This is a genomic window from Pantoea anthophila (genome assembly GCF_026104315.1).
Classification (GTDB): domain Bacteria; phylum Pseudomonadota; class Gammaproteobacteria; order Enterobacterales; family Enterobacteriaceae; genus Pantoea; species Pantoea anthophila.
Map to the genome: position 1 here is coordinate 114,104 of NZ_CP110474.1, position 22,332 is coordinate 136,435.

Sequence of the window (22,332 nt, forward strand, 5' to 3'; positions counted from 1 at the left end):
ACGGGTAATTTCCCTTCGCAACGAAAATAGCTAAACCGGTTTAGTGATTGTGAGATAGTTCGCAAAACAGGGGTAAAAAAGCAGGGATTACTCCGTCAGTTCCTGAAGCTGGTGGAGCCAGGGGAGTGCAGTCATGGCACCTTTAGCCGTGGTGGCGAGTGCACCGCAGCGCTGAGCACTCGCCAGCGCGCGGGCCAGCTGCGATTCATTTGCGGGCAGACCCGACTTTGCGAGTTCCCACAATAACCCCGCCACGAAGGCATCGCCTGCGCCTGTCGTATCGACACTGACCACAGGGGAGGTGCTGTAGTGCGCAACCCGGCCCTGATAACAGGCCAGCACCCCTTCCCTGCCCCGCGTCACCAGCAACAAATTGATCTGATAACGCGACGCCAGTTGCAGCATGCGCCCGGCCGCTTCACCCTCCGGACAGAGAAAATCGAGTTCTTCATCTGACAGTTTAACGACGTCGGCGTGACTGAGCGCCTTGCTCACCACCGCCTGCAGCAGTGCGGGATCGGGCCAGAGGTCGTGGCGCAGATTCAAATCAAAACTGACATGCCCGCCTGCGGCCCGGATCTGTTCCATCGCCTTCAGCGTGGTAGTACGCGAAGGCTCTGCCGCTAAGGCGATGGAACAGCAGTGCAGCCACTCCCCGCGGCCGAACGCAGGCAGGTCGCCCGGTTCAAGAAACAGGTCGGCGCTTGGCCGCACCATAAAGGTAAAGGAGCGTTCGCCCTGTTCATCCAGCCCGACCACCACCGTTGAGGTGCGGTGCCGGGGATCGTTTATCATGGCCCTGGTGTCGACCTGCTCTTCCTGCAGCGTCTGCCGCATGAATTCACCAAAGGGATCCGCGCCAACCCGACCGATAAACGCGCTGTTTCCCCCCAGACGCGCGACGCCTACTGCGACATTGGCGGGCGCCCCGCCCGGACACTGCATTAACCGACCCGGCATTTCGGGAAGTAAATCCACCACGGCATCGCCGAGGCACCACACGCGAACTGACATACATACTCCTTTGATCAGACCTGAACGCTAAACCGTTTTAGCTATAGCGGGAAACGATGCCAACTTCAAGTGTTCTTCTGCTGGAGTGATACCTCGCTGACAGCTGCGAGCAGGTCATTGAGGTAGTGAAGCGATATAAAAAAACCGGCCTGAGCCGGTTTCGTTTACGCTGAAGCGAGGCAGGTTACTTCATGGTGGCGAGAATCTGCCGGATCGATGCATCTATCTGCTCAGCGATCTCTTTCGGCAGACGACTGAATTCATACTGTACGGTGCGTTTCTCGTCATTGGTTTTACGGCGCGCGTAGGTGTTTGCTGTGGTAAAGGTGGCCAGTTTTTCCGTCACCGTTTTGCTGACCGGCGCGGGCTTTTTTAACTGGCGACGGGCGCTTTTAAAGGCATTGAGAATGGCACTTTTTTTCTCATCTGCATTTGCGCTCAGCAGTGAACCCTCAGCCTCCAGCTGCTGCTCAATCCTGCTGACCAGTTCCGTGATGTCTGCGGCTTCCGCCTTTGCTTCCTCCCAGACGTCGAGCAGTAACTGGTAGTCCTGCAATGTCAGTTCCGATACCACCGGGAAGAGGCCGATAAATTCGGCGGGTACGGCAGCCGCCTGGAACGCGCGGGAGACTTTGGCGTTAGAGATGCCTTCGGCTTTAGCAATCTCTGATTTGCTCATGCCGTTCTCGTTCATCAGCATAAAGCGCAGTCCCAGCTCGCGCAGGTTATGCTCTTTTGCTGTCTGAATATCCGCGGCCAGCTGACGCGCATCCGCGAGGCTCAGCGCATCGGCGGTTACCAGGACTTCCAGACTGGCTCCCGACAGAATGCAGGCGGCGCGGCGGCGGGAACCGTCCATGATCTCAATTTTGTCACCGTTCACGCGACCAATGGCCGGGAAAAACTGCTGCAGGGTAATGGTCCGGGTGATCTCCTGCAGCGACTCCGGTGTCAGGCTGCTCTGGTCCCGTCCGTTAATGGCCGGGTCTACGCTGGTCCGGGTTTCGATATCGTCATGCGGGATCAGCTGACGCACAAAGGTCGCCTTCGCGCCCGATTTCAGCGTAAAAGTCCGCGACTGGCTGCTGCTGTCGATCATGCTTGCTATCGCGGAGTCGCCAAATTTGCGGCCAATGCGCTGTATAGGTTTGCTCACAGGGTGCTCCTGATATATTCGATGCGATCAAATACCGCCCTTGAGAACTGCTCAGCTTCATATTTCGCTTTACGCAGGGCATCGGCACTGCCCGGATACGAGGAGGGGTTGGCGCTGATCACTGTGTCAAAAGATTCACCGCAGCGTTCAAATCCATCCAGGCGCGGTAAGCTGCAGTCCAGCATCGATTTCGTAAAGACTTCCCGCGCATAGCTTTGTGAAGTCAGGTGATCGTGTTTAGAGGTCATTTTTGACATGAAGCCGATATTTGCCTTCAGTCGCGGTTCAACGCCTTCAGATTCTATACGCTCCAGCATTTCCGGCAGGCGGGTCAGATACTTCATCGTGGAGTGGAAGTCGACCTGGGCCGGTGGCGTAGGCGTCAGCAGCACATCACTGGCTGCGATCGCGTTTAGCATAAAGGAATCCAGATGCGGGCCGGTGTCGAGAAAGATAAAATCGTAATCACCTGCCAGACGATCGATGACGTTACGGCGTAAAACTTCGGATGGCGCGACCCCCGGCAGGTGTTCGGCAACCAGCTCTTCCCAGTCGCTGGCCACAAAGCCATCGTCAATTGACGCCGGGATAACATCCACGCCAGGCATGACGGTAGGTTTGATGAACTGTTCGCGAAGCTGGTCTGCATCGAGATCGTTGAGCATCGCCTGAGCGGCCGTTTCCAGAACGGAACCCACGCTGTTGGTATGACTCAGGAACATGGTGCTTGATGCCTGCGGGTCCAGGTCGATAACCAGGATGCGCAGATCGTTATGCAGCATGGAGGGGTGCGCGCGCATACCGTGGGCGAGCGTAACGGTGCTGACCGTTTTAGAGACCCCGCCCTTAAGGCTGACAACAAAGACGACAAAGGGGCCGTCGTGGCGGTCGCGATATTTCGGCACTTTACGGTGCTGATAAATGTCGACGACGTTCTGAATGGTCAGTGCATACTGCGAGGTACTGCCCGTCTGTTTTTTGCCAAACTGGTAGCCTGCAGCTTCCATATCCCCGATAGCCGCGACGACCGCGTGCTTGCTCAGCAAAGGCATATTGGCAACGGCATTACGTGAGAAGGTCTGGTAAAAACCGGTCTGGTTAAACTCCTGACGCTGCTGCTCAATATGGTTACTCAGTCCATGTAACATGGAATTGGCGCGCGTGGCCATTTCCAGCACGCCACCATAATCACGCTTCATAAGCCCCTCTGATTTAATGTTTTTTGGCATACTACACAAAAAGCGCATATCTGCCAATTTTTTAGAAAAATGCCAAAAACCTGGATTTTTCAGTGCAGACGATAAGAAATCGTCGGGAAATCAGGCAGGGTATAGAAGGGAGCGGAGTGATGGCGCGGGCATTTTCTGTAGGATACAGCCAGCTCTGAGCGTCTTTATGATGTGGCGTTCCGATGCAGGCAACGCCGTGAGAAGGGTGTTTTCATCATGAAAATCGTAAAATAGTTATTATTTATCAATAAGTAAACTGTGAAATCGCCTGGTGAAAATTGCAGTTGTGCATGGTCAGACAGGGTGCTTTTCCATTTTGCTGTTCAGACCGGCAATGAATTCTGAACCACGCTTACTGAAAGGCGAACCTCACAATTTTATTCAGCGGCGTAATCGTTTACAAAAATCCTTTTCTTAGTTAAACCTGCCTGACAGCGCAGCAAGAAGGCGGGGGAGTAAAACGTTGTTTTGTAGGCCGTTGTGTCCGGCGTCAACCAGATCACTACCAGAGGCGAAGAAGCTGTAAGCACAGTGCGTGCGATGTGATAAGGCGTCTGGTTTCGGGGATGATCATCAGTTTTAACCTTTCTCTTTCTTATGGCATAAACCAGCCCGTCTTATATCTGCTACAGATGAATTCAACGAAGCATTTTACCTTCGGGCTTTGCAACCGGCGTGGACGTCTTTAAAAAAAGATCTGCTTGATATCGATTCTCTGCGTAGAGCCTTCGCTGGTGTAGACACGCTTTTTCTTCTGAATGCTGTCACCGGGGATGAATTCACTGAGGCCCTGATCACGCTAAATGTAGCCCGGGAAGCCGGAATTGACCGGGTCGTTTACCTGTCGGGGTTTGATGCTGATAAGGCCGTAAACGTGCCTCACTTTGCTGTAAAGTTCGGCGCAGAGCGTATGCCTGAAACTCTGGGCTTCAGCGCCACCATCCTGCGGTCTGTTTATCCGACGCCCATCGGTTCCAAATGGGTGGCTATGGTTGATGCCCGTGATATTGCTGAAATAGCTGCCATTGAACTGATTCGTCGCGATCGGGCGTCGGGGAAACTGCCTGTTAAGACAATCAATATAGTCGGGCCTGACATCCTCACCGGCGCTGATGTGGCTGCGATCTGGACTGAGGTGCTGGGCCGCCCCATTGCTTATGGAGGCGATGATCCGGGCGGCTTTGAGGCCAGTATGGCGAACTTCATGCCTGTGTGTATGGCATATGAAATGCGCATTATGGCCGAACGCTACGTCAGCGACGGCATGATCCCTCAGGAGGGCGACCGCGAGCGTCTGGTTAAAATGCCAGGCCGTAATCTGCATTCTTACCGCGAAACGGCTCTGGCCGGATGAAAAAGGGGGGAGTTTAACCGGAAGGCGGGATAAGGATCAGGGCGGTTAAAACCGTCCTCTCTGAGATCCCGCACTTCATTTTCTTAGCTGAATGTATTCAATAGCAAATGATATGCAGATAAATTCCCGCCTTTTTATCCAGACCCGAATTGACTACTGCGCTGTTGATCGGATTCTTTTCTGGTAAGCCTGAACTTCTCTTCTTCTGGCAATCACTCTGCTCTCGCATTCTGACTTTTACTTTACTGCTGTGTAATTTCCCTTTACCGGCAAAAGTTTTTCATTGCATGTCAGTTGAATATCGCAATGATTCACGGTGTTTTCATCATGAAAAATTAAAATAAAATCATATAAATCAATACCTTAATTGAATTTTTTCAGGGTGAGTTTACGTTTTTTCTCTTCAGAAAAAGTTGATGGCTGATCGACAACTTAAGCGCAGTACTCACCCGGGAAACCCGCTGATGTTAATTTTTGTTTTTCAGTGAGCCTGTTTAAACCCTCCTGTGTCAGGCTTTGGAAACCCCGCTGACGATAATTTTTGTTTTTCGGTGAGTTTGTTTAAACCCTCCTGTGTCAGGCTTTGGGTCTGGTCATGTTTGCTGAAACGGCTTAACGCTGAATCACGGCAGAAAAGCAGTTTCATTTGAGACGGGAATAGCGTCTGGTTTGGGTCTTTTTATCCCCGTTATCCACAGGCCAGATCCAATTGGTCGATCCTCAATAGATCAAATTGAGATCCTAAACAGATCCCCGCAGCTGCCTGAGCCTTGTGACACAAGGCCTGAGAGGGGATCAATAACCACTATAGCGAGAAAAACAACCACTGCGGAGAGCATAACAACCACTATGGCGAGAGAAGTAACCGCGCTGGTGAGTAGTGAACAACCACTGTAGCGAGTAGACGGCCCTGGTAGCGGTGGATAAACAGCAGTGCTATCAGCTACAGCCTGTTTTCAGGCTGGCTCTGAATATATGAGGCTGGTGGCTGATCTGATTTTCTGAAAATGAACGTTTAACAGCCCGTTTTTACACGTTTATCCACCGATTCGATCCAGTAAGCGATCCTCATAAGATCATTAATAGTTCCTGAAAGATCCCTGTAGCAGGCCAGGCCCTGACAGCGCTGGCTTAAGGCCCTGTCAGCAACCACTGTAGCGAGTAAGATAACCACTGTGGTGAGAGAAATAACCACTGCGGTAAGTAGATTAACCGCTATAGTGAGTGATAGTATCCACTGTATCGAGTAACAGCGGCTGTTGCCTGTTCATAACACGGATCTGCCTGATGCCAAGAAAAGAACCCGATATCCTGAACATAGCGGATGCATTTAGCGAAACAGACAAACGCACTGGCGAGGTTGTTACTCTCACGCCTAACAGCAATAACACCGTTCAGCCGGTCGCGCTGATGCGACTTGGCTTGTTTGTTCCGACGCTGAAATCCACGGCGCGCAGTCAGAAAAACCAGATGAATGCCATGGATGTGACACAGGATCTTAAACAGTTATCCCTGGTCCGCTCGGAAGGGTATGACAACATCAAGATTCTGGGTGCCCGCCTGGATATGGATAACGATTTCAAAACCTGGGTGGGGATCATCCGTGCCTTCGCCACGCATGAGTGTCTGGGAGACACGGTAACGCTCTCTTTCGTTGAATTCGCCAAACTGTGTGGCATACCCTCTGTGCGTCTCTCCTCGAAGCTCAGAAGCCGTCTGGATGCTTCCCTGACCCGTATTGCCTCCAATACGCTGACATTTACCAGCAAGGGTGGCGAGAACTACACCACGCATCTGGTGCAGTCTGCCAAATACAGCATCAAAAAGGACACGGTCACCTTACAGGCCGATCCCAAAATCTTTGAGCTCTACCAGTTCGACAGGAAAGTCCTGCTGCAGCTGAAAGCCATCAATGAGCTGGCACGTAAAGAGTCGGCCCAGGCGCTCTACACCTTCATTGAGAGTCTTCCGCCTAAACCGGCGCCGATATCCATGGCCCGGCTGCGTGCCAGACTTAACCTCACTTCGCGTGTGATCACCCAGAACGCCACCGTCAGAAAGGCCATGGAGCAGCTGAAAGAGATTGGATACCTTGACTACACAGAAACCCGGCGCGGCTCATCGGTTTACTTCTGGGTCCATTACCGTCACCCCAAGCTGCGCCCGGCCGAGCTGCCGCTCAGCAAGTCTGGTCTGATCGATGACGAAATGGATGAGTTCGACGATCTCTACAACGATCCGACTGTTATTGATGTCGGCCAGCCTGAAGCCGTGATGGAAGAGGAGAGCAGCGAGCTGGTGATGGTGTCACGTGAGGAGAAAGAGCTGCTGAACAAAATCAGGAAGCAAAAAAAGCAATAATTTTCAGACGTTAGCACGCCTCGTTCCCTGTGATAGCCCTTTCCGCTCGCGGCCTGAGAGTAGGGATGTCAGGAAGGCCTGACCCAACCACTGTAGCGAGTTACGTTACTCTCTACAGTGGTTATCCACCCGCTGCCCGCTCAAAGATCCCGCTCAATCGCTGTGGCCTCCACCTAATCTGCCTTGTGTCGTTTTTAACCGACGCAGCCAGTGTTAACTCGCTACAGTGGTTGCTCTTCTGTTAAAGGTGATGATGAGTACGTCTGACACAGAGATTTCTCTGCTTTACTCGCTACAGTGGTTATCCGGCTGGACGTCTTCATGCCTCAGAAGAAGCGGGGCAGGGCAGGTATTTATCGCGCAGCGCGCGCTTCACTTACTCGCTATAGTGGTTACCCTTTCTGTTTTCGAAGCTAATCGTGCCATTCCCATGCTCTTCCTCTCGTGTGAGCTACTCGTTACAGTGGTTATCAGGTTGTTTTATCGCTAAAGCGGTGAGTTAATGATCAGATAATAGCGTTTTAAGGGGTAAACACACTCGCTACAGTGGTTGCCAAACGGAAACAGGCAGGTGAGGTTTACTCGCTATAGTGGTTGTTACTGTTTCTGCCCGACCCCCCCTTTTAGCGGCTTACCTTGTATGTGAGCGCTTACTATTGTTATATTCCCTGTCAGATAAGGCTTCAAGAAAAATATCAAGACGATGCTCTGCCTCAGTCATCACTCGCTATAGTGGTTCCCTTAAGACTTACCGCCACAGAACTGACCCGCATGACAGGCCCGATGCACCCAAAATGGCCTCAGAGAGTCCCTGCAACAGTAAACAAGCCTCCTGCCTGAGGAGTCTTCTCGCTATAGTGGTTGCTGGCCTGTTTCCCGTCGCTGAACCGCCTGAGCAGGAACTCTCACTGGCACCATTACTCGCTACAGTGGTTACTGATGCTGAGCTGTGCAGCGATTGACTCGCTATAGTGGATATCTGGCACATTACGCCTTTGCCGGTGTGTAAATATGCAACAAATTGCCTTTATGCAGGCAGCAGGGAAGCAACATTACTCGCTATAGTGGTTATCCCTCATTCCTGTGCCTGTCTGGTCAGAAATACGCTGTCAAAACGTCAAGCTGTAAAAAGCTCATATAGCAGGTCAGGGGCAGGAGACGGGGCAGGGAAGTGAATCAGTGAACTGTGTGAGGACTGTCAGGAGTGAGGCAACAAAACGGCCGGCGCGCCAGCCGCTCTGTTGCTGTTCAGGCAGGTTGCGTTACATCGCCTCCCGGTATTCCGGCCAGGCGACCGATTCAGCCTGGTAACGGCCAGCGGCAGCAAACAGGGTGCCCTGGAAGTTGATCACACCAGCCGCCTCCAGCCACATCCACTCCTCGGCCTGGACGATACCGGCTGCGATTACGGTGATTTCCAGCGCAGAACAGCATTTGATAATTGCCTGAACCACCGCCTGTTTGGGGCCGCTACGGTGAACGTCGCGGGTGATCCCGGCGTCGATACGAATACGGTCCGGCTGAATGTGGGTCAGCAGCGAAAGCCCGGCGGAGCCGTCTCCAAAATTGTCGATAGAGAGGCTGATCCCGGCAGCTTTCAACGCACGAACCGCTTCAGAGAAGGCGGCCAGCTGCGAGATAACTGCCGTTTCGCTCACGCCGATGACCACCTGCTCCGGCACCAGCCCCGCCTGCTGAATGGCGGCCACAATCTGCGTGACGGCATCGGGTATCACCACCAGCGTCATCGGCAGCAGGCTGACGTAGAGCGTCATGCCATCAGGGCAGACCTGACCTGCATGGGCGAATGTCTTTTTCAGGGTCTCCAGATCGTCAGCGTGAAGCTGGGCGTCTGAGGCTGCATCGGAGGACGCCGCTCTGACAATAGTGGCTTCAATCGCGGTAACCTTGCGAGCCAGCGGATCGACGACCGGGCGGAAACTGACGCCTTCTGTTTCAGGGCGGGAATCCGGCACCTCGTTATGCTCTGAAATGAATTCCCAGTAACCGGGCGGAAGAACCTCGTAATAGTTCTCCTTCTCGCGTGACTCAACAAAAGTCCGCAGGAATTGCAGTGCCCGATCATCATAGGTCAGTTGATATTTCGAGGTCCCTTTGTCCAGCACCGCCTGGAGCAGCGACGAGCGGTCATGTTCACGCAGGTCAAACAGCGACATACCCGCATTACCAAACCGGCGGGAAGGTGCGTAGTCGCGCATCAGCTCCACGACATTATGATGCCGGCGATCGGCACAGATGCGCTGATAGACTGCCTGAACGCCCGCTTCCGGCCCCTCAAGCAACTGAAAAAAGTGTGTGCCGTTGAATAACAGGATGCCTGTTACGTCGTGCGCAGTGTTGATTTCGCTGGCGTGATCGACCATCTCAGGCAGGGTTCTGACCGGAAAATCATCGGAAATATGGCTGCGGTATATAATGGTAGTCAGCATGTGCAGCTCCGCTTTAGGTGAATATAGCGCACACGCTAACACTGTTTAAAAAATGTTTCATCTTTCCTTACTGACTGTAGCACGGCGTGCACACGGGCAGGCAGCACTAAGCGCAGCGGCTGTCGGGTGACGTTCCGGCTGACAGATCCGGTACGTGCAGGCGGTCACTCAGCAGGGCTCTCCGCGCAGCTTCCAGTTGAGCCAGTGATCCAGCGCTTCTTCGTTCAGCGGTCTGGAATAGAAGTAGCCCTGTGCCTGGTCACAACCATACTCTGTCAGCGAGGTCACCGCATCGGGACACTCGACCCCCTCAGCCAGCACGGTGTAGTCCAGCTCTTTCAGCATGGCGATGATGCTGCGGGCAATGATGCGTGAGGCAGTATCGGAAGAGAGCTCGCTGATCAGGGAGCGATCCAGCTTGATAACATCCAGCGGCATCCGGCGCAGATAACTGATATTGCTGTAGCCCGAGCCAAAATCATCCAGCGAAATCGTAAATCCACATTCTCTGAGTCTCTCCAGCCCGCGCAGGGCATCAGGGCTTTCAAGGATACGTTCAGTTTCCAGACACTCAATGCCCAGCAGTGAGGTGGGGAGCTTAGCCCTGACCAGCTTGCTTTCCAGTGCTGAAGCAAAGCCTTCCTGCGAGAAGTCGTTCACGCTGACGTTAATCGTTAACGGCAGCTGGATGCAGCTATTCCTGAGCCGCCTCAGGCGGGCTACCGCCTGATCGATAATCCAGGCCGTCAGCACAGAGAGCAGTTCGGTCTGTTCAGCCTGCGGGATAAAGGCACCTGGCGAGAGTTCACCCCGGGTAGGATGCTGCCAACGGATCAGCGCTTCCAGCCCCACCGGTCTGCCACTCTGCAGGCAGATTTTCGGCTGGTAAACCATATAGAGCCCGACGTTGTCGCGCAGCGCAGCTTTAAGATCGTTCATCAGCAGTAAATCGTCAGCATGCTGCGTCTGCGCCTCGGCGTCATAGCGCTGCGAGGGCAGCCCCAGTCCGACCGCATCGTTCAGGGCACTGACGGCGCGACGTAATACCTCAGGTGCCGACAGTTGACTGGCCACAAAGCCCGCTTCGCCGGTGTGCGGTGTCAGCGCGACCGACAGTCCATCATCCACATCTGCACTGATACCCTCCAGACGACCGGCCACCCAGGCGGCACTCAGGCGGCTGTCTGCCCGTGTCAGGATGGCAAACCGCCCGGTGGCCACGGTATAGAGCATTTCGCCCACCGCCGGACGCAGCCGCAGTGGCAGCAGGGTGGCCATATCTTTCAGCAGGCTTTCAACCGGACCCATTCCCATCGTGCGGGCCAGTTCATAGGCTCGTGACATATCAATGCAATCAATCAGGACCAGGCGGCGGGGTGTGATGTCGCCCGCCACGGCCAGATACTGCAAATCCCGGATCAGACGCTGGCGGTTAGGCAGTCCGGTTACCGGATCGACAAACCCGGCCGCATGCCAGGCTTCCAGAAAAGACATGACCAGCGTGGAGAGCAGGGTCAGCGTGATGACCTGGTCAGAGGTGAACACATGCGGCTCGGTGTCGGTCACACACAGCGTACCCAGAATAATGTTATCGCGCGTTTTCAGCGGCACGCCGGCATAGAAGCGAATAAAGGGTGCGCCGGTGATCAGGGGATGCCTGACAAAACGCGGGTCGTGCCAGGTGTCGGGCACGACCATAGGCGTGTTACTGTCGACCACGTGGCGACAGAGAGAATCTTCACGCGTCGAGCGCTGAAGATTAAATGTGTGTGAGGCCTGCACGGTCTGAAACTCATCATCCAGAACAGAGATAAAGCTGCCCGGAATGCCCAGTGCCTGACTCGCCAGACGGACAAATTTCCGCAGGACGTCATCGCGACTTTCATCAGGACTGCGCAACGCCTGTATAGCACGGCTTCTGCGTTCATCATCGCCGTTTAAATTCTTAAGCATGTGTGTATACCCCGCACCGGTTGATTACGGAGCGAAAAAGAAAACTGTCCCGTTTGAAATGTCGATCAGGCGGCAGTAAATATAGCGTATTTTTTATTTTCCGTTGAATGATAGGTGACTCTGCGGCAGCTGTCTCTTAATATTTTCTTTAACGCATTAAAAGCGTGTTTACGATTCGAAAATTTAATCGAAGAGAGGCGTTAATATTTACATGTTGTTGTCATTTTCAGAAAACGCGTGATTTCAGACTTTTTAATATTTATTTCAGGGCAGCAGAACAATATGCATTCAGGAGCGTGAATGGTTTTGCTAAGTCAGTCTGAACCCTGCAGCCGCGACAGGCTGCGGAACCGCGTCGCTGAGCAGAGACGGGTGAGAAAGATAACCTGTTAATATGACTGGTAAAAGCAGAAAACCGGGTTACTCCGGCAGAGATAACCTGTCGCCATTGTGATGGCTGAGGCAGGCCAATCCGCCGCCGGGCTGCCACTGACGCAGCACGTCAGGCAGTAATCAGGTTAACGTTTGATGCCGTTACGGGACTGTAACGGACGCCGGGGTGGCGGGTTTTGCTCCAGCCACGCACGCACCTGTTCGGTCAGCGATCCCTGTTCGCGAATCGCACGTGTCAGCCTCTCCTGAGTCGTCTTCAGCTCCTGAGTCCAGTAAGTGATTTGCCACTGTTCACGGATCTCTACCCGTGACAGATCGTCGGGTGAGCGACGCTGGATAGGATTTTTCATTTATTATCCTCCTCGTATTTTTGATGGTGCCTGCTGAGCAGCATCCTCAGGCTAAACAGCTATCGTGATGAAGAGTGAGGCATTGAGCTAGCGGATTAATCCCTGAATCGCGCTTAAGTCAAATATCAGGACTATTCCTGGCTGGCGCAATAAGGCACTCTAAAAAAATAGAAAAGTCGCCGGCGGGGCAGAATTACCCGTTTCGTTTACAAAGAAATCCTGCCGGAATGCAGAATCCGGAATTTGACATTTATTTAAAATGGTCAATTATTCTCAGGTCAATTCGCAGGGCCACTTCCGGGTCGCTTCGCTTTATACAGGCGAAGCGCTGCGCCTTTGCGGTTTCATCATGTTGAAGGAGTCCTTTTTGGTTAATCGTCCCCCTCAGCCGCCTGTGGCTGTTCAGAGTAATGTGCGTGAACTTCGTTTGGCCGCCGGGCTGTCACAGCAGAGCGCCGCAGAGCGTTTCGACCTCAGTCTGCGCGTCTGGCAGACGAAAGAAGCTGCAGCCAATCCTGCGTTACTGAGTCAGGGTGAATATGAGTTGCTGCTGCTGCTGGCCGGCCGTCATCCTCATTTCGTTCTTGCACCGCAGAATAAAAAATAGCGGCAGCCCGCTATCCTGATTTGACTCCCGGTGATAACAGGATCCGGAGAAGCGGAAAAAAATCTATTTCCCGGCTTGAAAATGTAGCGCTAATCCCTATTTTGAAGGTGATCGGGAATCTGAAACCGGTCAGATGAACTTTTGGATGAACCTGTTCAGGAGATTATCACGATGTCACTACAACCCTTTTCAGTTTTGCCTTCGCTGGCTGATTCCGTTTTTTCAGACCGCTTCAGCCGCATCGATAAATTGTTCAGTCAGCTGACGGGTGACAGCCCGGTCACCTCCGTTCCCGCTTATGATCTGCAGCGCGTGGAGGATAACCACTATGCGCTGACCGTCAGCACGCCTGGCTGGAAAGAGCATGAGCTGGAGATCGAGTTACGTGGCGGGCGTCTTTCCATCGCCGGTCACAGGGAAAAAGCGTCGCAGGAATCGACAGGCGAGGCCCGGGAAGAGAGCGGCGGCTGGATCCATCGCGGGATAGCGCGTCACGACTTCCAGCTGAACTTTTCCATTCCGGAGCATATGAAGGTCACCGGAGCCAGTCTGGCTGAGGGATTACTCCGTATCGATCTGATTCAGGAGATACCGGAGAGCGAGAAACCGCGTCGCATTCCGATTGCCATCGGCGGTCCGCGTACGCTTGAGCATCACTGATAGCTGCAGGGCGGAAATGGCGAAGGCTGTTTCCGCCTTTTTGATGGCGGGCAGGCAAAAGAAGTCATGGAATCAGGCGCTGGCGGAGAGGGTGTTTTCAGGCAGTTTCACGCGGGTGTCTGTTCCGGTCAGCATGACGGGATCGCCTGCCTCAAGACTGGACTGAAAAATTGCCTTCATGGATGGCGTAATTCCGTCGCCACACCACATCAGATGGTGCTCAAAGCGGTGATTCGCCACGGCAGGCACGCCTGACGCCTCGGCGGCCACTTCAACCCGGAATCCCTGTCCGTTGAGCCGTATCGCTTCCATCCAGATCTCTGTCTCATCCGTCACGCTGACCGCTTCAAGGAACAGCGGGATGGTGCTGCGTCGTCTGGCGGCCTGCGCCAGGCGTTCCCACTGACCCACCACGGCGGTGTGAAAACGCTCAAGACGCTGCGCTGCCCCTTCGCTGACGTCAGTACGCAGCCAGAGATTAAGCGGGCGCAGGTAGCAGTTCACATAATCATCGCCACAGTAGTCAATGTTCATCATCCGCAACTCACGATGAATATCCTCGTCTGAGCTCTGAGAGAGCAGCTGCAGCATATCCTCTTCCCGGCAGGCCCAGCCGCCGGGCAGCGTAACACTGGGCCAGTTAAGCGCTGCATGGATATCGAAAAGCGTATGGCCGCCTGACGTCATATCCCGCACATAGAGGGCACGCGTAAGCTGATTATCTGAATAACCGCCAGCATCCGGTGGCGTAATCAACCCGGCGCGGCGCCAGCGTCTCAGCGTTTCAGGAAGAACACCGACAAGCGCACATATCGTGTCGGTAGAGTGTTGAGGCATGATTGGTATCCGTAAGGTTGGGCTCCCATCACCAGGGAAGTCAGCGTAGTATGCGCGCCAGCGATGAATAAAGAAACAATCATTTCCATAATGTATCGGGTGTTGCACGGCGGGGCGGGTCGTTAACATCTGTGAGAGAAAAGGGCAGGCACCGGGCGCGTAAACGCCCGGCGGGAAAAGGGGATTACCAGTGATACTTGTTGGAATCTTCCCACTCTTTCACTTCCTGCTCGGCACGATCTTTCTCGTAGCCGTAACGTTCCTGAATTTTACCGACCAGCTGATCGCGCTTCCCTTCCACAACGGTCATATCGTCATCCGTGAGATCGCCCCATTTTTCCTTAACCTTACCTTTGAACTGCTTCCAGTTACCGCCAATGCGATCTTCGTTCATGGTGATTCTCCCAACTCGGTGATTATCCAGGGATCTGATGAATATCTGTTGGCCAGATGGCTGTCAGATGGATCAAGCATGGCACAGCTTTTGCTCTTTGCAGCGAAGCGGTGTGAGCCGCATCAAATTATGAGCAAAACGGCAGCGTGCAAGCGGAAGTCAGGCGGAATTACGCCGGGCGTCGTGAGGGCCAGCTGACGGCAGGCAGGGCGTTGAGGGCAGGGCGCGCAAACAGAAAACCCTGGTAATAGCGAACCCCGGCACCTTCAAGCCAGAGCCACTCTTCAATTTTTTCAACGCCTTCTGCGATGACCGTGATTTCCAGCGCCTGACAGCATTTCAGGATGGCCAGCACAATCGCCTGACGCGGGCCGCTGCGGTGAATATCAGTGATCAGCTTGCGATCGATTTTAACTTTGTCGGGCTGAAAATCGGCTAACAGAGACAGGCCAGCAAAACCGGCGCCAAAATCGTCGAGCGCCAGGCTGATGCCGGCCGCTTTCAGCTGGCGCACTGCGGACTGAAAGGCGTCAAAGCGTGAGATGACCTCATCTTCAGTGACTTCTACCACGACCTGCTCCGGTCGCAATCCCTGCAGCCGGATTTGCTGAAGAAGATGATCGACCGCCCCCTCGATCATCACCAGTGACATAGGCAACAGGTTAACGGAGAGGGTCTGATCGCCCAGGCCAAGCTGTCCGGCCAGCCGGAAAGCATAGGTCTTGGAGTGAAGATCGGCCTGATAGCGCTGGCTTTCCGGTAGCTGAGAAAAATAGTCGGCGGGTGAAGCGCCATGCTGACCGCGGATCAGGGCTTCACAGGAAACAATCTGGCGATTTGTGGCATCCACAATCGGCTGCAGCGCAAACTCACAGCGCTGATCGGCGGCCGGCGGGCAGGAAAGCGGTACAGCGGAGGAGGAGGGAGTGGTCAGTGTCCACTGACTGGCTGGTTCAATCTCAATAAAGGTCTCTTTATCCCGTCCTTCAACAAACGAACGCAGGAATTTGACGACCCGATCATGCCGGATACGCTCCTCATTAAGCGTGACCCGGTCAAGCAGAGCCTCCACCACGGTATGCTCCTGATAGTCACGCAAATCAAACAGGGCCATGCCGGCGTGACCAAATCGCCGTGCCGGGGCGTAGTCACGCATCAGCTCGATCAGATTAAAATGCCGATCGTCCTGACTGATTCGCTGAAAAACCGTGTGGACATTCTCAACGCTCCCCTCCAGCACCTGAAAAAAGTGCTGCCCGTCATAAAGCAGGATCCCGGTGACCTCGGCCTCGGCGTTTTTAACACTGGCACGCTCCACCAGCGCCTGCAGTTTCCCCGGCGAGACAGAACCCGCAAGCTGGCTGCGGTAAATAAGGGTGGAGAGCATAAGCGGACTCGCATGGCAGTTGAGACTTATTAACAATATCACAGATATTTCGGGGGTTAAGGGCACAACTGAAATGATTATGCTGTTCTGCTTTCGGTATTAATATCGCTATGAATCCCGCCCGGGTTAAGAGGCATTAATCGCCATTTTCCCGGGAGAGCGATCAGGCAATTGTAATAAAGCAGAAAAGCCCCCCCGTTAAAGCGGGGGCGAACAGAAGATATAGCGCATTATTATAATGACACAGCATCCCTGGTGAGGCGCTGGTTAATCGGATGTTTACAGGTTGCTTTCACCAGCCCTTTTACGCTGGCCGGTGAAACGTGATCTCTGCTGCTGCACTCTCTGAAAAAGTGCCCCCTGTTTAAGGGGGCAAGGGTAGGAGTCAGATCACTCTGTAAAGGAAGTGGATTTCGTTACAGAGCCATTTAAAGATAGGGCAAAAGCGGCCTGAATGCCGCTGCGGTTAACCGTTTTTTTAGTTTGATATCAGATGATTAGAATGATCACTTTAATGCATTTTCAGGTTAATCAATGTGTTAAACGTCAATGAAAACGTTTTCTAAGATTTGGATTAAAGTCCCGTTTCGCTGGCGGACACGGATAAAAATGGCAGGGCAGGGCGTCCTCCGCAGCCGAAAACCAGACAGGCTTGACCGACTCCGGGAATAATTATACTGTTTATATATACAGTTAATGGTGGTGAGACGTTGCGGGGGCAATGCAATGCAACAGGATGATGCCGTCTGGATCGCATTCAGAGAGGCGATGAGGCGGGATAGCGAGGGGCTGTGTACGATCAGCACCCGGGACTTTGTCACGCAGCTGGACCTGCACAACACACCTCACACCATGCGAGCGGCGAATGTCTGGATAGAGATCCATATCACGACATTCCGTGATATCTCCACCGAACCGGGTGAGTGCCGGCTGTTTCAGGTTCCTGCGGCGCGCAATTAGCGCGCACCGCAGCACCATCAGGCATTCAGCCTGCCTGCAGAGACAGGCTGAGGCCGCAATCAGGCCCTGACGCTGCTTTGACGCAACCCGGCGCGGTCCTGGTAGTTCGGTCTGGCAGAATAGCTCTTCTCGCAGCCCGTGCGGGCCATATTCAGAGCCACTTTGCGTTTTTTCAGCTTAATTTTCGGTAACCACTCTTTAAACTGTGCCGTCAGCGAGGCCGCCTGCTGTTCGTTTGCAACGCGGCAGATAAACAGCTTGCTCTTGGTCTGACGGGTGACATCAATGGCGTAGATCTCAACGCCACTGCTGCATGCTTCATATTCAACATCCGTAAACTGCATGTGTGGCCAAAGACCGGTTCTGGTTTCAAATGTGGCTAAATCCATGATGACTACCTTTTTTTATTGTAAGCGTTAGTGCTGTCCGGCAGGTTAAAACCTGGTCGGGCCAGTGAGCATAGACCAGAATCAGCATTCCGCCAGTCAATTCACTAATTTAATCTGGCCCTGCCACAAATGGCTAAAATCCGAGTTGCAGGTGCTCCCGCCACAACGCGATTTGCCCTGCCCTGAGGCTGCTGAGCGCGCTGACAGGGCAGGATTTCGCTGTCGCGTTCTGCCGCTGACAGCCGCCGCGTACCCTCTCCAGGAGATGAGCAGGCTTAGCGTTGCCGATTACCTGAGCACTGCTGTTAAATCAGCCACGTTATTATCAGATCGCCACAACTGACATTCAGTGCTTATATCCGGCATTGTTGCTGCATATAACGATAAAGAGTTAAGGGAGGAAAGTGAGCATGGATGGCGGGATGTAAATAATATGTTAACGCTAAAAGAGAATAAGAATCAGCCTTTTTGCGTTGTTAGTTCACTCTGCGTCAGGCGCAAGAAAAAATAAAAAAATATATCTCCCGCGATCAAGTAAAGCGCCGCTGAAAAAAGCCGATAAGAACGATCCAGCATTAACATTTGTTCAAATTATTCTTTCTCCCCAGGGGTTCTTTATGACTATTACACAGCGTCTGGTAATGATTTTCTCACTGCTTGCAATGTCACTGATTGCACTGGTGATTATCTCGTTATCTGTGATTTCGGGTTTTCAGTCCCGTTTTGAATATGTGCAGGTGAACGCGATACCCAGTATTCGCGATCTGAATAAATCGATCAGCGTAACCAATCAGTTAGGCATTGCTCTTTACCGCTATCACAGCACCAGCGATGAGACAAAGTTCCCCGCTGCAGAAGAGCGCATTAATAATCTGCTGCAGCAGATTAAATCGCTGAACGATTATTACATGGCCAATGACATCTCCAGCGATGAAGACAAGGCGATGACAGAACAGGCCAACAGGAATCTGGATGCAGTGCGCAGTGCGCTGCCGGCTTTCCTTGCCGCATCGCGCGCTCATGATGACGCGGTCACCCTGCCACTGTTGCAGAGTGAAAATGGTGTGGGCGCTGCAACCCGTAAAATGGAAGCGGACTTCACCCGTCAGATTCAGCTGAACATCGACATCGGCGAACAGCTGCGTGCTGAAAACAAACGCGTCTACACCCAGACCCTGTGGGCGATGTCGGGGGGATCATTACTGGTGATCCTGATTCTGGCTGCCTTCTCCGTTAAGGTGATCATGGGCATCAAAAGAAGCCTCTCTGGCATCGTCAATACCATGACCCAGGTCAGCCACACGCTTGATCTGACGCATACTGCGGATGTCAGCCGTAAGGATGAGATTGGCCAGACGGCCATGGCGTTTAATCAGCTGCTGGCGCGCGTCTCTGGCACGCTGCTCTCGGTGAATCATGCTGCGCAATCGGTCAGTACGGGTTCAACGCAGATCGCGGCAGGTAACGAAGATCTCTCTGCCCGCACCGAGGAGCAGGCTGCTTCGCTGGAGCAGACCTCGGCAAGCATGGCGACGCTGAGTGAAACGGTGCGGCAGAACTCTGAAGGCGCGCATCAGGCCAGCGGTCTGGCGAATAACGCTAACCACATGTCGATCCAGAACGGAACGGCTGTGAAGCAGATGCTCACCACGATGGATGATATTCGCGCCAGCTCGGCCAAAATCTCGGAAATTACCGGGCTGATTGAAGGCATCGCCTTCCAGACGAATATCCTGGCGCTGAATGCGGCGGTGGAAGCAGCACGTGCCGGTGAACATGGTCGCGGTTTTGCCGTGGTTGCGTCGGAAGTGCGTAACCTGGCACAACGCTCCTCGTCGGCTGCCCGCGAAATCAAAGACCTTATTTCCACGTCCGTTTCGCAGGTTGAGCACGGGTTAGAGCAGGCCAACAGCGTCGGTTCAAACAGCGAAAACGTGCGTCACGCGATCCAGCAGGTCGCCGATCTGGTCAATGAGATTGCTGCGGCCACCTCTGAGCAGAGCAAAGGCATTGAGCAGGTTCATCAGGCGATTGGCCAGATGGACGAAGTGACGCAGCAGAACGCCGCGCTGGTGGAAGAAGCCTCATCTGCCTCGAAATCACTTCAGGAACAGGCCGAAACGCTGTCGGCGCTGGTCTCGACCTTTACCGTTGAAAGCTCAGGCCGTGTTGCACCGCAGCCGCAACCTCAGACCGCTTCTGCCTTCCGTCCGGCCAAAAAGAGCCGTCAGCCTGAACCGCAGAGCGTTGACCTGAGCAAAGCAAACTGGGAAAGCTTTTAAGCCTTGAGCAACCCCTGAAAAGCCTCCACATTGTGGGGGCTTTTTTTTGCCTTTATTTCATTTTTATTTCAACGCATCACGCTTCTTTAAATTAAATGAAAACGATTTCATTTATTATATTTTCAGGGCCTGCCCGGTAATAAAGGTTTGAATATTAATTGCCCGGGAAGGATAAATTAATCTCTTATCCGTAATGATAATTATTCCTGAAAAAATACGGCACCTAGTATCGGCTGATTCCGGGCTAACTTTAATTTCTTTATTTTCCAGATGTTGATGCTGAAGTCTGGCTTAAGGCTTTACAGGTGATATTTATCAGGCAGCTTTCATAACATTGATATCTATCGTTATTTTTCGGTTTGGCTTAAGTGAAAGTGGCTGTAACTATCGTCTGTTTATTCACTGTAAAATAACCTGGTGCAATCTATACTCTCTCTTGCTGTTATCCAGCCCTTTATTTAACTAAGTAAATTTCATTGCCTTCAGGCGGCTTCGTGCTACGCGCAAACCGCTATGGGCTGCAAATGAAAATTCGTAAAAATAAAATTACATTACCCATTTTGGGTATGACATCACCTGCATGCTTAACACATCAGAGCGGAAAAAAATGAAAAAAGTACTCGACCGGATTAATTTGCCAGCAAAATTCCTTTTACTGGGAGCCTTTGCACTGGTGCTGTTTGTTTTACCCACTTTTCTCTTTATTCAGACGGGCAACCAGCTCATTGACACAAAGAAAGTTGAACTCACCGGTATTCCGGTTGAGAAAAAAGTGCTGCAGCTGCTGAGCCTGCTGCAGCGTCATCGGGCAGAAAGCGCCATCGCCATTGGCCAGAACAGAATGGATAACCCACCGCGTCTGGCGTTAGTAACCCAGATCAACAGCGTATCTGAAAGCATTGCTGCCGATCTGCGTCAAAGCAGTGAGCAGGCGCAGCCATTAACGCGTCTGGACCAGGTTAATCAGGAGTGGCGTCAGCTGCAGGAAGATCTGGTTGGCGGACGACTGACGCTGGCGACCAGCCTGGCACGGCACACGCATCTGATTCAGGTTCTGCTGGAAACGAATCAGGATGTACTGGATTACTATCAGCTCTCACTGGATGCTGATTTGAATACCTACCAGCTGATCGTCAGTGTTTTTAGCCGACTGCCGCTGCTGACCGAGACGCTGGGTCAGATCCGTGGCGGGGGGGCCTCACTGATCGCCAGCGGTAACATCTCTGATGCCGATCGCAGTCGCCTGGCCTTCCAGATCGATAATGGCAAAACGGCGCTGTCACAGTTCAGCAGTAACATGGATAAGGTGTTCACCATTGAACCGGATCTCAAAGCGATGTTCGGGGAGCTGGCGCAGAATGCCAGACAGCAGGCTCTGAATGCCCTGCAGCAGGCTGAAGGGGCAATTGTGACCGGGAATGTCACGATTACGCCGGTTGAATATGTCCGTATCTTAACCGAAGCGATTAATCGCTATGGCATGCTGAGCAGTCAGAGCAGCAACCAGCTGCAGATACTCCTGCAGTCACAAATCGATGAGCGCCGACATGCACAGTATCTGTTGCTGTCCGGCCTTCTGGCGATTGCCCTGCTGGCGATCCTGCTGGCCGTGATGATCACCCGTTCGGTCACGCGGCCTGTCAGAGAGGCCGTGGAAGTCGCCAGTCGCGTCGCCGCCGGTGATCTGACGGCAGAGCTGACCGTGTCCGGCAGCAACGAAATGGCTGAGCTGCTGAATGCCCTGATGCAGATGCAGCAGCGTCTTGCCCAGCTGGTCTCCGATATCAAAGGCAACGCCGCGACCATCGCCAGCTCGTCGGAAGAGATTGCCCGCGGCAATGGCGACCTCTCGTCACGCACCGAAGAGCAGGCGGCGTCCCTGGCGGAAACGGCTGCCAGCATGGAGCAACTGGCGTCCATCATGCAGCAGAATGCCGAGAACACCCGCTTTGCCTCTGAACGCGCGGATTCTGCGACGCAGGCGGCCCTCTCCAGTGGCTCGGCCATGGATTCGGTGATGGAAACCATGCACAAAATCCGCGGCAGTTCGGGACAAATTGAAGAGATCACGTCGGTAATCGACAGCATTGCTTTCCAGACCAACATTCTGGCACTGAATGCGGCGGTTGAAGCGGCGCGTGCCGGAGAGCAGGGTAAAGGCTTTGCCGTTGTTGCCTCAGAGGTACGGGCGCTGGCACAGCGTTCAGCGACAGCAGCTAAAGAGATCAAGAGTCTGATTGAGCAGTCGGTGCTTCATGCGCAGGAAGGGATCACGATGGCCCGGAACGCAGGCGACAGAGTGAAGCAGAGCGTCAGCGCGATTGAACAGACTTCTCAGCTGATGCGCGATATCTCCTCCTCTACTGAAGAGCAGACCAGCGGCATTTCGCAGGTCAATATTGCGGTCAATCAGATGGATCAGGTCACCCAGCAGAACGCCGTGCTGGTTGAAGAGTCCGCTTCTTCTGCGGATGAGCTTGCCGGGCGGGCCGTGCAGTTGCGTACCCTGGTCGCGCTGTTCAAAACGGCCTGATAAGACCGGAACAGCCGTCGCCT

General features: G+C 53.4%; 17 protein-coding genes. 7 read left to right on the plus strand and 10 right to left on the minus strand.

From position 1 onward, the window contains the following. Positions 1-87: 87 nt before the first annotated feature. The 3 genes from OJ965_RS21105 to OJ965_RS21115 form a co-directional block, all read right to left on the minus strand. Positions 88-1,014, minus strand: coding sequence for an aminoimidazole riboside kinase (locus OJ965_RS21105; protein WP_265139304.1), 927 nt, complete (start codon positions 1,012-1,014; stop codon positions 88-90). A 184-nt stretch (positions 1,015-1,198) separates the two neighbouring features. Then, the gene (locus OJ965_RS21110; protein WP_154929237.1) at positions 1,199-2,170 is read right to left on the minus strand and encodes a ParB family protein; all 972 of its coding nucleotides are present in this window, start codon (positions 2,168-2,170) and stop codon (positions 1,199-1,201) included. After that, on the minus strand, positions 2,167-3,369 hold the full coding sequence (locus OJ965_RS21115; protein WP_009093252.1) for an AAA family ATPase: 1,203 nt from the start codon (positions 3,367-3,369) through the stop codon (positions 2,167-2,169). The genes OJ965_RS21110 and OJ965_RS21115 overlap by 4 nt, the downstream gene beginning before the upstream one ends. A 694-nt stretch (positions 3,370-4,063) precedes the next feature. Between OJ965_RS21115 and OJ965_RS21120 the strand changes: the two genes are divergently transcribed. Together OJ965_RS21120 and OJ965_RS21125 are read left to right on the plus strand one after the other, a co-directional pair. Further along, positions 4,064-4,753 (plus strand): NmrA family NAD(P)-binding protein, encoded by a 690-nt coding sequence (locus tag OJ965_RS21120; RefSeq protein ID WP_265139305.1) that lies wholly within the window; start codon positions 4,064-4,066, stop codon positions 4,751-4,753. 1,287 nt (positions 4,754-6,040) lie between these two features. Continuing rightward, a complete protein-coding gene (locus OJ965_RS21125; RefSeq protein ID WP_009093253.1) occupies positions 6,041-7,114 on the plus strand; it encodes a RepB family plasmid replication initiator protein in 1,074 nt (357 codons plus the stop codon). A gap of 1,262 nt (positions 7,115-8,376) precedes the next feature. Here the strand turns inward: OJ965_RS21125 and OJ965_RS21130 are convergent. The 3 genes from OJ965_RS21130 to OJ965_RS21140 all read right to left on the minus strand — a co-directional run bounded on the left by OJ965_RS21130 (position 8,377) and on the right by OJ965_RS21140 (position 12,260). Continuing rightward, positions 8,377-9,564: a diguanylate phosphodiesterase gene (locus tag OJ965_RS21130; RefSeq protein ID WP_265139306.1), complete on the minus strand. Its 1,188-nt coding sequence runs from the start codon at positions 9,562-9,564 to the stop codon at positions 8,377-8,379. A 168-nt stretch (positions 9,565-9,732) separates the two neighbouring features. Then, positions 9,733-11,517: an EAL domain-containing protein gene (locus OJ965_RS21135; RefSeq protein ID WP_046103066.1), complete on the minus strand. Its 1,785-nt coding sequence runs from the start codon at positions 11,515-11,517 to the stop codon at positions 9,733-9,735. A gap of 518 nt (positions 11,518-12,035) precedes the next feature. Then, positions 12,036-12,260 (minus strand): DUF3606 domain-containing protein, encoded by a 225-nt coding sequence (locus tag OJ965_RS21140; RefSeq protein WP_009093256.1) that lies wholly within the window; start codon positions 12,258-12,260, stop codon positions 12,036-12,038. A gap of 367 nt (positions 12,261-12,627) precedes the next feature. On the opposite strand from OJ965_RS21140, the gene OJ965_RS21145 reads away from it, so the two are divergent. Together OJ965_RS21145 and OJ965_RS21150 are read left to right on the plus strand one after the other, a co-directional pair. Then, positions 12,628-12,867 carry a hypothetical protein gene (locus OJ965_RS21145; RefSeq protein WP_009093257.1) on the plus strand — a complete coding sequence of 80 codons (240 nt, stop codon included), beginning with the start codon at positions 12,628-12,630 and terminating at the stop codon, positions 12,865-12,867. 171 nt (positions 12,868-13,038) lie between these two features. Next, positions 13,039-13,527 (plus strand): Hsp20 family protein, encoded by a 489-nt coding sequence (locus OJ965_RS21150; RefSeq protein WP_009093258.1) that lies wholly within the window; start codon positions 13,039-13,041, stop codon positions 13,525-13,527. 72 nt (positions 13,528-13,599) lie between these two features. Here the strand turns inward: OJ965_RS21150 and OJ965_RS21155 are convergent, their stop codons facing one another. The 3 genes from OJ965_RS21155 to OJ965_RS21165 form a co-directional block, all read right to left on the minus strand. Beyond that, the gene (locus tag OJ965_RS21155) at positions 13,600-14,364 is read right to left on the minus strand and encodes a MerR family transcriptional regulator (protein WP_033736893.1); all 765 of its coding nucleotides are present in this window, start codon (positions 14,362-14,364) and stop codon (positions 13,600-13,602) included. Between the two features lie 184 nt (positions 14,365-14,548). After that, positions 14,549-14,758, minus strand: coding sequence for a CsbD family protein (locus OJ965_RS21160; protein WP_009093260.1), 210 nt, complete (start codon positions 14,756-14,758; stop codon positions 14,549-14,551). Positions 14,759-14,927: 169 nt separating this feature from the next. Further along, the gene (locus OJ965_RS21165) at positions 14,928-16,145 is read right to left on the minus strand and encodes a diguanylate phosphodiesterase (protein WP_265139307.1); all 1,218 of its coding nucleotides are present in this window, start codon (positions 16,143-16,145) and stop codon (positions 14,928-14,930) included. 726 nt (positions 16,146-16,871) lie between these two features. On the opposite strand from OJ965_RS21165, the gene OJ965_RS21170 reads away from it, so the two are divergent. Then, on the plus strand, positions 16,872-17,105 hold the full coding sequence (locus OJ965_RS21170) for a hypothetical protein (protein WP_009093263.1): 234 nt from the start codon (positions 16,872-16,874) through the stop codon (positions 17,103-17,105). 59 nt (positions 17,106-17,164) lie between these two features. Here the strand turns inward: OJ965_RS21170 and OJ965_RS21175 are convergent, their stop codons facing one another. Then, complete coding sequence (locus tag OJ965_RS21175; RefSeq protein ID WP_046103071.1) at positions 17,165-17,494, minus strand: hypothetical protein; 330 nt, start codon at positions 17,492-17,494, stop codon at positions 17,165-17,167. A 617-nt stretch (positions 17,495-18,111) separates the two neighbouring features. Here OJ965_RS21175 and OJ965_RS21180 point away from each other — a divergent pair. After that, entirely contained in the window at positions 18,112-19,776 is a 1,665-nt protein-coding gene (locus OJ965_RS21180; protein WP_265139308.1) for a methyl-accepting chemotaxis protein, read from the plus strand. A 607-nt stretch (positions 19,777-20,383) separates the two neighbouring features. Continuing rightward, entirely contained in the window at positions 20,384-22,309 is a 1,926-nt protein-coding gene (locus tag OJ965_RS21185) for a methyl-accepting chemotaxis protein (protein ID WP_265139309.1), read from the plus strand. Positions 22,310-22,332 lie beyond the last annotated feature (23 nt).